We start from the raw sequence: 12,021 nt of genomic DNA on the forward strand, positions 1-12,021 counted from the left end.
TCTCAGACCTCCGCGGGGGTGGGGACGTCGGCCAGGTCGGCCGGCGAGGCGAGGTGACCGGTGAGCGCGGTCGCCGCGGCGACCTGCGGGGAGACCAGATGGGTGCGCCCGCCCTTGCCCTGCCTGCCCTCGAAGTTGCGGTTGGAGGTGGAGGCGCAGCGCTCGCCCGGCGAGAGCTGGTCGGGGTTCATCCCCAGGCACATCGAACAGCCGGCGTGCCGCCATTCGGCGCCCGCCTCGGCGAAGACCCGGTCCAGGCCCTCGTCGACCGCCTGGAGCGCGACCCGCACCGAGCCGGGAACGACCAGCATCCGCACGCCGTCGGCGATCCGCCGTCCGCGCAACACCTCGGCCGCCGAGCGCAGATCCTCGATGCGGCCGTTGGTGCAGGAGCCGACGAAGACGGTGTCCACGGCGATCTCCCGCAGCCGCTGGCCGGGTACGAGCCCCATGTACTCCAGCGCCTTCTCGGCGGCCACCCGGTCGCCGGGGTCGGCGAAGGAGCCCGGGTCGGGCACCGAGGCGCTCAGGGGCGCGCCCTGGCCGGGGTTGGTGCCCCAGGTCACGAACGGGGCCAGCTCGGCGGCCTCGATGACGACCTCGTGGTCGAAGACCGCGTCCTCCTCGGTGCGCAGCGTGCGCCAGTAGGCGACCGCCGCGTCCCACTCCGCGCCCTCGGGCGCGTGGTCGCGGCCCTGCAGATAGGCGAAGGTGGTCTCGTCGGGGGCGATCATGCCCGCGCGGGCGCCGGCCTCGATCGACATGTTGCAGATGGTCATCCGGGCCTCCATCGAGAGCTTCTCGATGGCCTCGCCCCGGTACTCGATGACGTACCCCTGACCGCCGCCGGTGCCGATCCGCGCGATGATCGCGAGGATCAGGTCCTTGGCCGTCACCCCTTCGGGCAGCTCGCCGTTGACGGTGACCGCCATCGTCCTGAACGGCGCCATCGGCAGGGTCTGGGTGGCCAGCACGTGCTCGACCTGGCTGGTGCCGATCCCGAAGGCCAACGCGCCGAACGCGCCGTGGGTCGAGGTGTGGCTGTCGCCGCAGACGACGGTGGTGCCGGGCTGGGTCAACCCGAGCTGCGGGCCGACGACATGGACCACGCCCTGCTCGGTGTCGCCGAGGGGGTGCAGCCGCACGCCGAACTCCCCGCAGTTCTTCCGGAGGGTCTCCAGCTGGGTACGGGAGACCGGGTCGGCGATCGGCTTGTCGATGTCGAGCGTCGGGGTGTTGTGGTCCTCGGTCGCGAGGGTCAGGTCCGTGCGGCGCACGCGCCGGCCGCTCTTGCGCAGACCGTCGAACGCCTGTGGGCTGGTCACCTCGTGAAGCAGGTGGAGATCGATGTAGAGCAGGTCGGGCTCGCCCTCAGCCCGCCGGACGACATGATCGTCCCAGACCTTCTCCGCCAGTGTCCGTCCCATCGCGTCCCTCCGGGCTCGCCGCTGAATCCCATACCGCCGCCCGCTCCCCCGGGTGCGGGGCGGTGGCCCGCCCGGCACGCGTCGCCGAGCATGGAACCCAGAGTGGCGTCTTCGTGGGGAAAAGGAACTTGCGTTTCACACTGTGAGACGCGAGTATCGTTTCATGGACAACTCTCGTGGCGATTCCAGCGGAGTGGGCGTCCTCGACAAGGCGGCGCTGGTGCTCAGCGCACTGGAGTCCGGGCCCGCCACCCTGGCCGGACTGGTCGGGGCGACGGGACTGGCGCGGCCCACCGCGCACCGGATGGCCGTGGCTCTCGAATACCACCGGCTGCTGGCCCGCGACATGCAGGGCCGCTTCGTACTCGGCCCCCGGCTCGCCGAGCTGGCCGCCGCGGCCGGCGAGGACCGGCTGCTGGCGACGGCCGGACCCGTGTTGACCCAACTACGCGACGTGACGGGCGAGAGCGCCCAACTGTACCGGCGCCAGGGCGACCGCAGGATCTGCGTCGCCGCCGCCGAACGCCTCTCCGGGCTGCGGGACACCGTGCCCGTGGGCTCCGCGCTGCCGATGAAGGCCGGCTCGGCCGCGCAGATCCTGCTCGCCTGGGAGGAGCCGGAGCGGCTGCACCACGGCCTCCAGGGCGCGCGCTTCACCGCGACCGCCCTCTCCGGGGTGCGCCGGCGCGGCTGGGCGCAGTCCATCGGCGAACGGGAGCCCGGCGTCGCCTCCGTCTCGGCGCCCGTCCGGGGCCCGTCCAACCGCGTGGTCGCCGCCGTCTCCGTCTCCGGCCCGATCGAACGGCTCTCCCGACACCCGGGCAGGATGCACGCGGGGGCCCTGCTGGAGGCCGCGGGACGCCTCACGGAGGCGCTCAAGCGCGGCACCGCCGGCTGACCGCCGACCGGGCACCCACCCCCGTCACCCGCCGCGCCCCGGCCGCCCTTCGGGCCGCGGGCGGGAGCAGCCCCCGCTACTCCGCGCCGCCCGCGGCGGCGGCCATCCGCTGGGGAAGGGACTCGCCGCGCCGGGCGACCGGTATCAGCTCCCAGGCCGCGCCGAGGCCGGCCGGGGGCATGTTGGTGTAGATCGACTCGGCGGAGCCGGCCGGGACCACGAACGTCTCGTGCCAGAAACCGATCCGCGAGCCGGCCTTGAGCTGACGGTTCAACTCGCCCCAGGCGGGGCGGTGTTCGCCGTCCGACGCGGCGGCGTACGCGGTCAGCGCCTCCACGCTCGACCAGTACTGCACCACGAACAGCTCCCTGGGCGACCCGAGGCACAGCCGGTACCCGAGCATCCCGCGCGCCGGCTCACGGGACAGCTCCCGCAACATCCGGGTCATGGCCCGCATCGGGGACCACCACTCACGCAACCGCCAGAGGCGGTTGATCCGCATACCCACCAGGAACACCACCAGCGGCTCGTCACTCCGAGCCGTCATCCGTCCCCGCACGATCCCCGACGCCATCGACGCCCCGCCTCCCTGTCCACGTCCGCCCGCGCACGCCCCGCCAACCCGACCGCGAGAACGGCGAGAAGAGCGGGCCAACGCCCCGGACACACTTTGGATAGCGTCGCTATCCATGATTGGATAGTGTCACTCTCCTATCGATCGCGCAAGGGGGTTCCAGATGCGGCTCGCGGAGCTGAGCAGACGCAGCGGGGTGTCGACGGCGACGATCAAGTTCTATCTCCGGGAGGGCCTGCTCCCACCCGGCCACCGGGTCAGCAGCACCCAGGCCGACTACGACGAGGAGCATCTGCGCCGCCTCCAGCTGGTGCGGGCGCTGATACAGGTCGGCGGCGTCTCCGTCGCCGACGCGCGCGGGGTGCTGGCCGCCGTCGACGACGCCTCGCTCGACCAGCTCTCCCGCATGGGCACGGCGGTCGCCGCGCTCCCCCAGGCGCTCCCTGCCCCCGCGGACGACGACGAGGAGGCGCCCACCGCGGAGCGGGTCGCCGTCGAGGTCCAGCGGCGGCTCGGCTGGCGCGTGGTCCCGGGGAACCCGGCGCACCAGGCGCTGGTCTCCGCCGTCAGCGCGCTGCTGAGGCTCGGCTACCCCTGCGACGGGGAGGCGCTGCTGCCCTACGGCGAGCTGGCCGAGCGGCTCGCCGAGCACGAGCTGGCGCTGGTCGAGGAGTTCGCGGCGCCCACGACGCAGCTGGAGGCCGCCGTGGCGCTCACCGTGCTCTACGAGCCGGTGCTGCTGAGCCTGCGGCGGCTGGCCCAGGCCGAGCGGGCCAGCCGCCTGCTGAGCGGCGGGGAGGACCCGGACGAGGCGCCGGAATGAGCGGTCGGCACAACGAGGAGCGGCCCCCCGCCCCTTGGGCGGAAGGCCGCTCTTCGATCATGTACCCCCGACCGGATTCGAACCGGCGCTACCGCCTTGAGAGGGCGGCGTGCTAGGCCGCTACACAACGGGGGCCCACGCAGAGACCTGACGATCTCCGTACCCCCGACCGGATTCGAACCGGCGCTACTGCCTTGAGAGGGCAGCGTGCTAGGCCGCTACACAACGGGGGCATGATCCTGTGAACTGCTCAATACAAGATCGCGCTGGGCTACCAGGACTCGAACCTAGACTAACTGAACCAGAATCAGTCGTGCTGCCAATTACACCATAGCCCACCGAAACGCAACCCCGAGTGGGGGTTTTGCTTGGGTGACCGCTGTACTTCGGGGTGTTGGCCCCCTCAGCGGCAGAAAGAACACTACCCGATGGGGGACGGTGCACCAAAACGAGATCGCTCCCGAGGGCGCCCCGTCCCCCTCGTTCCTACGCCGCCAGCCGGGCGAGGGCGGCGTCGACCCGGGCCAGGGTGCGCTCGCGCCCCAGGACCTCAAGCGACTCGAAGAGCGGCAGGCCCACGGTCCGCCCGGTGACCGACACCCGCAGCGGGGCCTGCGCCTTGCCGAGCTTCAGCCCGTGGGCCTCACCGGCGGCCAGGACGGCCTCCTTCAGCGGCTCGGCGGTCCAGGAGTCCAGCCCCGCCAGCCCCTCCCGGATGGCGGCCAGCACGGCGTCGGCGCCCGGCTTCATCGCCTTGGCCCAGGACGCCTCGTCGATCGCCGGCTCCGGCAGGAAGAGGAAGTCCACGTTGGCCGTGATGTCCGAGAGCACGGTCACCCGGGTCTGCGCCAGCGGGGCGAGCGCCGCGAACGCCTCCGGGTCGAACCGCTCCGGGCTCCACGGCGCGTGCGGGGCGGTGAGCCACGGCTGGCACGCCTCGACGAACTGCTCGACCGTGAGCCGCTCCCGGATGTGGGTGGCGTTGATCGCCTCGCACTTCTTCAGGTCGAAGCGCGCCGGGTTGGCGTTGACCGCCCCGATGTCGAACGCGGCGACCAGCTCGTCCAGGCCGAAGACGTCCCGGTCCTCGGCGAGCGACCAGCCAAGCAGCGCCAGGTAGTTGAGCAGCCCCTCCGGGAGGAAGCCGGCCTCGCGGTAGCGGTTGAGCGAGGACTGGGGGTCGCGCTTGGAGAGCTTCTTGTTGCCCTCGCCCATCACGTACGGCAGATGCCCGAACGCCGGCACCCCGCCGCCGCCCACGCCGATCTCCGCCAGCGCCCGGTAGAGCGCGATCTGCCGGGGCGTGGAGGAGAGCAGGTCCTCGCCGCGCAGCACGTGGGTGATCCCCATCAGCGCGTCGTCGACCGGGTTGACCAGGGTGTACAGCGGGGCCCCGCTGGCGCGCACGATGCCGTAGTCGGTGACGTTCTCCGGGGAGAACGTCAGCTCGCCGCGGACCAGGTCGTCGAAGGTGATCTCGGTGTCCGGCATCCGGAAGCGGACGATCGGCTCGCGGCCCTCCGCGCGGTACGCGGCGGCCTGCTCCTCGCTCAGCGCCCGGCAGGCGCCGTCGTAGCCGGAGGGCCGGCCCTCGGCCCTGGCGGTCTCGCGCCGGGCGGTCAACTCCTCGGCCGTGCAGTAGCAGTGGTACGCGTGGCCGGCGGCGATCAGCCTGGCGGCGACGTCCGCGTAGATGTCCATCCGCTCCGACTGGCGGTAGGGCCCGTGGGAGCCGCCCACCTCGGGGCCCTCGTCCCAGTCCAGGCCCAGCCAGCGCAACGAGTCCAGCAGCGCCCGGTAGGAGTCCTCGGAGTCGCGCGCCGCGTCCGTGTCCTCGATCCGCAGCACCAGCGTGCCGCCGTGGTGGCGGGCGAAGGCCCAGTTGAACAGGGCGGTGCGGACCAGCCCGACGTGCGGGTCGCCGGTCGGCGAGGGGCAGAAGCGGACCCTGACGTCAGCCACGGCGCACCACCTTGTTGGTCAGGGTGCCGATGCCCTCGATGCTCACGGCGACCTCGTCGCCGTCCCGCACGGGGCCGACGCCGGCCGGGGTTCCGGTGAGAATGACGTCCTGCGGCAGCAGGGTCATCGACTCCGTGATGTGCACAATCAGATCCTCCACGGAACGCACCATCTCGCTGGTGCGCCCCAACTGTCGCTGTTCGCCGTTGACCGTGCACATGATGGCCAGGTCAGCGGGGTCGAGCTGGGTCTCGATCCAGGGGCCGAGGGGGCAGGCGGTGTCGAAGCCCTTCGCCCTGGCCCACTGCTTCTCGCGCTGCTGGACGTCGCGCGCGGTCAGGTCGTTGGCGCAGGTGTAGCCCAGGATCACCTCGCGAACCCGCTCCCTCGGCACGTCGCGGCAGAGCCGCCCGATGACGACGGCCAGCTCGGCCTCGTGGTGGACGTCGGAGGAGATCGACGGGTAGCGGATCTCGTCGCCGGTGCCGATGACCGAGGTGGAGGGCTTGAAGAAGGTGACGGGAACGTCGGGCACCTCGTTCCCCATCTCCCGCGCGTGCTCGGCGTAGTTGCGGCCGATGGCCACCACCTTGCTGGGGAGCACGGGCGGCAGGAGCCTGACCTCGCTCAGCGGCACCAGGTGCCCCGAGCGTTCGAACTCGGCGAAGGGGTGGCCCTTGATGATGTCGAGGCGGAGCCCGCCCTCGTCGGTCGGTTCCCCCTCCACCACGCCGAACCCGACGGTTCCGTCGATGGAGAATCTGGCGATGCGCACGCTGGGTAGTCCCTCACTGGCCTGCTCGAAGTGGCGAAAACCCTGGCCGAGCCCGGCTCACGCCTGGATAAAACCTGCGCCCCACAGCCTAGGACACCGGCGCGCGTCAAAAAGCAGGCGCCTCCCGAACCGGGCGTTCGGGAGGCGTGCGGGAGTGCGGAGGGGAGGCGTCAGCGCAGGCGGGCCATCAGCGCGTGCTCGACGAGGGTGATCAGACCGCTCTTCGCCTCCGCGCGGTGCCGCGCGTCCGTCGTGATGATCGGCGCGTCGGGACCGATCTGCAACGCCTCCCGCACCTCCTCGGGCGAGTACGGCTGATGCCCGTCGAAACCGTTCAACGCGATCACGAACGGCAGACCGCTGTTCTCGAAGTAGTCGACCGCCGGAAAACAGTCAGCCAACCTCCTGGTGTCCACCAGCACGATCGCCCCGATCGCACCCCGCACCAGGTCATCCCACATAAACCAGAAACGATCCTGCCCAGGCGTCCCAAAAAGATAAAGGATCAAATCCTGATCAAGAGTGATCCGACCAAAGTCCATCGCGACCGTGGTCGTCGTCTTGTTCCCCGTATGCGTCAGATCGTCGATCCCCGCCGACGCCGACGTCATCACCGCCTCGGTCCGCAGCGGATTGATCTCCGAAACCGACCCCACGAACGTGGTCTTACCCACGCCGAACCCACCCGCGATCACGATCTTCGCTGAGGTGGTCGAACGGGACGGCGCGGAAAGACCCGCCTCGTTAGAGCTTGCGAAGTCCACTGAGCACCCTTTCGAGCAGTGTCACATCTGGCTGACCGCCGGGCTCCCCGTCGTGGCCCGGCTGATGGATGGCGACAAGCCCGGCTTCGGCCAGATCGGCCACCAGAATCCGGGCGACCCCCAGCGGGATGGCGAGCAACGCGGAAACCTCGGCGACGGACTTGACCTCGTAGCACAGCTGGCAGATCCGTTGGTGCTCGGGCAGCTGCCCTTGCAGCCGCATCGGATCGGCGGTGGTCGAGACCAGCGCCTCGATCGCCAGCTGGTAACGCGGCCTGGTCCGTCCGCCGGTCATCGCATACGGACGCACCAGTGGCTGCGGTGCCTCGCCCTCCTGCGGACGGCGACGGTTGCCGGCCCGTGGCACCGACCAGTCGTCGGCCTGGGCCGGGACGGTGGGCTCGGGACGCCGGCGGGGGCCGGCCTCCGTCGGATGCGCGTTCCCTGACGGGGTCGAGGGACGCGCCTCGTGCTGCGGTGGCCGCGGGTGCGCGGGGGGTTCGGGAGCGGGGCGCGGCTCGGGGGCCGGGCGCCGCTCGGGCGCCGGGCGCTGTCCGCCGCTGGGGGTGGAGGGGAAGTTGAAGCGTCCCATCTGCCCGCCGTCATGCGGCTGCTGCCCTGGGTACTCGTCACCGTATGGTCCACCTGAGGGCGTTGCCACGATTCCTCCTCCGACTGCCTTCGCTGTCCACCGATACCGCGTTCACCGCTCTGCCACGTCCCCGCACCCTATGGTGCGCGGCCCCAATCCGCACACGGAGCCCGCTAGTTGAGCAGACTTCCCTGCAGTTCCGCACGCAGATCGGGCGTCAGGACCGTACCGGCACGATCCACCAGCAACGCCATCTCATAACCCACCAGACCGATGTCGGCCTCCGGATGCGCCAACACCGCCAACGACGAACCATCCGAGATGGACATGATGAACAGGAACCCCCGTTCCATCTCCACCACCGTCTGATTCACCGCACCACCCTCGAAAATCCGCGACGCACCAGCCGTCAACGACGTCAGCCCCGAAGCCACCGCCGCCAACTGATCCGCACGATCCCGCGGAAACCCCTCGGACAACGCCAGAAGAAGACCATCGGCGGACACCACCACCGTGTGCGACACCCCCGGGGTGTTCTCCACAAAACTGGTGATCAACCAGTTGAGGTTCTGCGCCGCCTGGCTCATCGGGCTCACACTAACGCTCCTGCTCGTAGGTGTGACCGGGACCTTGATCCCGTTCGTCGTTCCGCGTGCCCCGGCCCGAGCCGGCGCCGCGTCCTTGCTGTACCCCGCGGCGCAGGCTGCTCAGCCGGCCGCGCACGTCCTGCGGGTCGCGGGAGATCTGCGGCCCACCGGCTGCGGTGGGCTCGGAGGAAGAGTGTTCCGTCAGGTTGGCCTTGGGCACCCGCTTCGGGAGTCCGGACGACGTGGTGCCGCCGGTGCGCTCCTCGCGGCGCGGCCCGCGATCCCACTGCGGTGCCTCGGGCTGGGGTTCCCATCCCTGGCCCTGTGCCGTTTCCTCCTCGGGCCGCTGGTGACGTGGTACACGACGGGGTAGCCCCTGGTCGTTCGCCGGTGCCTGGTCCGCTCCGACCGGGCCCGACGCAGGGAAGCCTACGCGCTGTGCGCGGTTCCCGGGACCATCCTGGCTCGAATCGGCGGAGCGTGAAAAGGCGTCGAAGCGCGGTTGTTGGGGAATGGCCGGCTTCTGTCCCTGCGGCTGCTGCCACGGTCCCGCACCCGTTCCACCTGCGGCGTAGGCGCCCTGACCGGTCGGCGGCGCCTGCGGTTCCGGGGCCGTGTCGCCCTGTGGGGCGGCCGGTCGCGCGGGGTGGGGCGCCGACGCGCCGGGGGGCGTGGGCGCTCCACCGGGGCCGGGGTGGGTGGGACCGGTCCAACCGCCGCCGGACGGTCGCTTCCGGTCACCACCGATCGGGTCCAGTCGCATCGTGTCGCCCATGGACTGGCCGGAACCAGACGCCTGTCCGACCGGACCGGTCGGCAACCCCGGCGGGGTCGGCTCGGGCGTGACGGGCGCCGGGTCGCCGTAGCGGGTGTCGTCGAAGCCGAGTTCGGCGGCGGTGCGCAGACCGGCCTCGCGGTCGGCCGCCGAGATCCCCGTCTCGTCCTCCATGATGCGGGAGACGGTGAAGCTCTCCTCGCGCTCGGGGGTCTGTCCCCCGCCACCGTGCGTGATCTCCTCGGGCAGCATCACCAGCGAGGTGGTGCCCGACTGCTCGCCGGACGGCCGCAGTTGCACCCTGATGCCGTGCCTGGCGGCCAGCCGGCCGACCACGAACAGGCCCATGCGCTGGGAGATCGCCGCGTCCACGGTGGGCGGGGCGGCCAGGCGCCGGTTGATCTCGGCGAAGTCCTCCTGACTCAGCCCGATCCCCTTGTCGTGGATCTCGATCATCACCCGGGCGTCGGGCAGCCGGGTGGCGGTGACCGTCACCCTCGCCTGCGGGGAGGAGAACGAGGTGGCGTTCTCCAGCAGCTCGGCGAGCAGGTGGACGAGGTCGTTGACGACGCCGCCGTGGATCTCGCAGGGCGGCACGCCGGTGGTCTCGATCCGGGCGTAGTCCTCCACCTCGGAGGCCGCGGCGCGCAGCACGTCGACGAGGGGAACCGCCTGGTTCCAGCGGTTCTCCATCTCCTCGCCGGCGAGGACCAGCAGGTTCTCGCCGTTGCGCCGCATCCGGGTCGCGAGGTGGTCCAGCTTGAAGAGGTTCTCCAGCTGCTCGGGGTCGGCCTCCCGGGACTCCAGCTCCGAGATCAGCCCCAACTGGCGTTCGATCAGGCCCTGGTTGCGGCTGGAGAGGTTGGTGAAGATGGCGTTGACGTTGCCCCGCAGCAGCGCCTGTTCGGCGGCGAGGCGGACGGCCTCGCGGTGGACCTGGTCGAAGGCGCGGGCGACCTCGCCGATCTCGTCCCGGCTGGAGACCGGGGTCGCGGTCACCGCCGTGTCGACGCGGCCGGGGTTGACCTGGGAGAGCTGGTCGACGACCGCGGGCAGCCGGCGGCCGGCGACGTCGAAGGCGGCGGTGCGCAGCTTGCGCATGTCGCGGCTCATCGAGCGGGCCATCAGGCCGGCGACCACGAACGCCAGCAGCAGCGCGGCCAGCACGGCCGCCGCGTTGAACAGCATCTCGTTGCGGGCCGACGCGGCGATGTCGCGGGCCTCGTCGACCGCCGCGTCCACCAGCTCCAGCTCGATGTCGCGGTAGGCGTCGAACTCGGCGGTCGCGGCGGCGAACCACGCCTCCGGGGTCAGGCCCTGCTCGGCCAGCTCCTCGGGGTCGGCCCCCGAGCCGATCATCTGCACCATCACCGTCAGGCTCTGGGCGCTGGGGGCGTCGGCCGCCGCCTCCTCGTTCGCCCTGGCCAGCCGCTCCTCAAGGCGCTCCACGTCCTGCGGGGTTCCGGCCGAGCCGTACTCGGCCTTGGCGATCCCCTCCAGGTAGGCGTACGAGCTGAACGACGTCAGCTGGAGCTGGCGGTCGGCCTGGCCGGGGCCCGGCGCGACCAGGAGGTGGGTGCCGATGGCGCGTTGCAGAGAGCTGGCGGCCTTCGACAGCGAGAGCGCGTAGACCGTGCGGCCGTAGGTGGTGAGGTTGTCGGCGCCCAGGCCGAGCTCGTTGGCGAAGGACATCAGCGGGTGCTGGACGGTGACGTACCCCTCCTCGGTCTCCACGCCGGAGAGCTGGTCGGTGTAGGCGCGTTGGCGCAACGTCTCCAGCTGCGGCTCGACCTCGGTGACGCCCTCCATGCGGTGGAGCAGGCTCTCGGTGTGCGGGGTCTCCTCCCAGCGCGCGTGGAACTCGTCGCGCGCTTCGTCCGTGATCCGTTGCGCCTCCTCGACGGCCCGCGCCTCCCGGTCGCCCTCCAGCATCGGGCGGGCGGTGACGTCGCGCTCGTCGATCAGGGCGTGCGCGTAGGCCGTCGAGGCGCGCACCAGCTCGGCGACGCGCTCGGCGTCCTGCGCCTCGCGCCAGGTCGACTGGGATCCGCCGACCCTCAGTCCGGCCAGGACGAGGGCGACGACCACGGGGATCATCAGGATCGCGTAGAGCTTGGTGGCCACCCGCCAGTTGCGCGGGGCGAAGCGGGAACCCGCCGCCTCGTCCGACGCGGGCACGCCCGGCAGGCCGATGTCGCCCCGGTGGGGGTCGCGGGGGCCCTTCGCTTCCCCCGGACCCGTGGGAGTCGCGCTGCTGCGGCTCACTGGCTATCTCACCTCTCGACAGTGGCGGCCGAAGCGGTCGGCCGCCGTGACTGTGGAGTCGTGTGGATTCCAGCACGCTTGGGGAAGAGTTTCCAATCCCCGTGGTCGCCCGCACGCCACCGAGGCGAGACACCCCGAATTCGGGCATTCCTCCCCGGAGATGACATATAACGACGAGATCGCACGCGGAGCGAGAGGGGCCGCTCGCCACGCGTAGACATCGTCCCGGGAGACTACCGGCCGAATCGTTACGAACCCCCAAGGAACGTGTGCGAGAACACGTGGCTGAGCCGTCGTGGCACTCAGTGCAGTCGCGCCAGCAGGGCGTGTTCGACGAGGGTGATCAGACCGCTCTTCGCCTCCGCGCGGTGCCGCGCGTCCGTCGTGATGATCGGCGCGTCGGGACCGATCTGCAACGCCTCCCGCACCTCCTCGGGCGAGTACGGCTGGTACCCGTCGAAACCGTTCAACGCGATCACGAACGGCAGACCGCTGTTCTCGAAGTAGTCGACCGCCGGAAAACAGTCAGCCAACCTCCTGGTGTCCACCAGCACGATCGCCCCGATCGCACCCCGCACC

The 12,021-nt window shown here is 71.2% G+C and carries 11 protein-coding genes and 3 tRNA genes; 2 read left to right on the forward strand and 12 right to left on the reverse strand.

The genetic code is table 11. The annotated features are described in order from the left end of the window. Nucleotides 1–2: 2 nt before the first annotated feature. Nucleotides 3–1,427, reverse strand: a complete 1,425-nt coding sequence (leuC, locus tag FH715_RS21665) for a 3-isopropylmalate dehydratase large subunit (RefSeq protein WP_139647915.1) — start codon at nucleotides 1,425–1,427, stop codon at nucleotides 3–5. 163 nt (nucleotides 1,428–1,590) lie between these two features. On the opposite strand from leuC, the gene FH715_RS21670 reads away from it, so the two are divergent. Continuing rightward, nucleotides 1,591–2,325, forward strand: a complete 735-nt coding sequence (locus FH715_RS21670; protein WP_139647916.1) for an IclR family transcriptional regulator — start codon at nucleotides 1,591–1,593, stop codon at nucleotides 2,323–2,325. 76 nt (nucleotides 2,326–2,401) lie between these two features. Here FH715_RS21670 and FH715_RS21675 read toward each other — a convergent pair whose 3' ends face one another. Beyond that, on the reverse strand, nucleotides 2,402–2,872 hold the full coding sequence (locus tag FH715_RS21675) for a DUF4188 domain-containing protein (protein WP_139647917.1): 471 nt from the start codon (nucleotides 2,870–2,872) through the stop codon (nucleotides 2,402–2,404). 190 nt (nucleotides 2,873–3,062) lie between these two features. Between FH715_RS21675 and FH715_RS21680 the strand changes: the two genes are divergently transcribed. Beyond that, nucleotides 3,063–3,722 (forward strand): MerR family transcriptional regulator, encoded by a 660-nt coding sequence (locus FH715_RS21680; RefSeq protein ID WP_139647918.1) that lies wholly within the window; start codon nucleotides 3,063–3,065, stop codon nucleotides 3,720–3,722. Nucleotides 3,723–3,784: 62 nt separating this feature from the next. On the opposite strand, the gene FH715_RS21685 is transcribed toward FH715_RS21680, so the two are convergent. From FH715_RS21685 to FH715_RS21730, 10 genes are all read right to left on the reverse strand, one after another. Further along, nucleotides 3,785–3,857, reverse strand: a tRNA-Glu gene (locus FH715_RS21685). 25 nt (nucleotides 3,858–3,882) lie between these two features. After that, nucleotides 3,883–3,955 (reverse strand) — tRNA-Glu (locus FH715_RS21690). Nucleotides 3,956–3,988: 33 nt separating this feature from the next. Further along, a tRNA-Gln gene (locus FH715_RS21695) sits at nucleotides 3,989–4,060 on the reverse strand. A 148-nt stretch (nucleotides 4,061–4,208) separates the two neighbouring features. Beyond that, a complete protein-coding gene (gene gltX / locus FH715_RS21700) occupies nucleotides 4,209–5,684 on the reverse strand; it encodes a glutamate--tRNA ligase (RefSeq protein WP_139647919.1) in 1,476 nt (491 codons plus the stop codon). Then, entirely contained in the window at nucleotides 5,677–6,459 is a 783-nt protein-coding gene (locus FH715_RS21705) for a fumarylacetoacetate hydrolase family protein (protein ID WP_139647920.1), read from the reverse strand. The genes gltX and FH715_RS21705 overlap by 8 nt, the downstream gene beginning before the upstream one ends. A 170-nt stretch (nucleotides 6,460–6,629) precedes the next feature. Beyond that, nucleotides 6,630–7,223 carry a GTP-binding protein gene (locus FH715_RS21710; protein ID WP_139647921.1) on the reverse strand — a complete coding sequence of 198 codons (594 nt, stop codon included), beginning with the start codon at nucleotides 7,221–7,223 and terminating at the stop codon, nucleotides 6,630–6,632. Next, complete coding sequence (locus FH715_RS21715; RefSeq protein WP_139647922.1) at nucleotides 7,204–7,884, reverse strand: DUF742 domain-containing protein; 681 nt, start codon at nucleotides 7,882–7,884, stop codon at nucleotides 7,204–7,206. Before FH715_RS21715 ends, FH715_RS21710 begins: the two co-directional genes overlap by 20 nt. Nucleotides 7,885–7,988: 104 nt before the next feature. Next, a complete protein-coding gene (locus tag FH715_RS21720; protein WP_062206445.1) occupies nucleotides 7,989–8,402 on the reverse strand; it encodes a roadblock/LC7 domain-containing protein in 414 nt (137 codons plus the stop codon). 10 nt (nucleotides 8,403–8,412) lie between these two features. Next, nucleotides 8,413–11,442, reverse strand: coding sequence for a sensor histidine kinase (locus FH715_RS21725; RefSeq protein WP_246108878.1), 3,030 nt, complete (start codon nucleotides 11,440–11,442; stop codon nucleotides 8,413–8,415). Between the two features lie 302 nt (nucleotides 11,443–11,744). Next, a partial coding sequence (locus FH715_RS21730) for an ATP/GTP-binding protein (protein WP_211367732.1) occupies nucleotides 11,745–12,021 on the reverse strand: 277 nt, incomplete at its 5' end.

The organism is Streptomyces sedi (assembly GCF_006335015.1).
Lineage (GTDB): Bacteria > Actinomycetota > Actinomycetes > Streptomycetales > Streptomycetaceae > Streptomyces > Streptomyces sedi.

Coding starts and splice junctions, on each gene's coding strand:
- FH715_RS21720 (WP_062206445.1), bottom strand. CDS start 8,402: ATGAGCCAGGCGGCGCAGAACCTCAACTGGTTGATCACCAGTTTTGTG.
- leuC (WP_139647915.1), bottom strand. CDS start 1,427: ATGGGACGGACACTGGCGGAGAAGGTCTGGGACGATCATGTCGTCCGG.
- FH715_RS21670 (WP_139647916.1), top strand. CDS start 1,591: ATGGACAACTCTCGTGGCGATTCCAGCGGAGTGGGCGTCCTCGACAAG.
- FH715_RS21680 (WP_139647918.1), top strand. CDS start 3,063: ATGCGGCTCGCGGAGCTGAGCAGACGCAGCGGGGTGTCGACGGCGACG.
- FH715_RS21675 (WP_139647917.1), bottom strand. CDS start 2,872: ATGACGGCTCGGAGTGACGAGCCGCTGGTGGTGTTCCTGGTGGGTATG.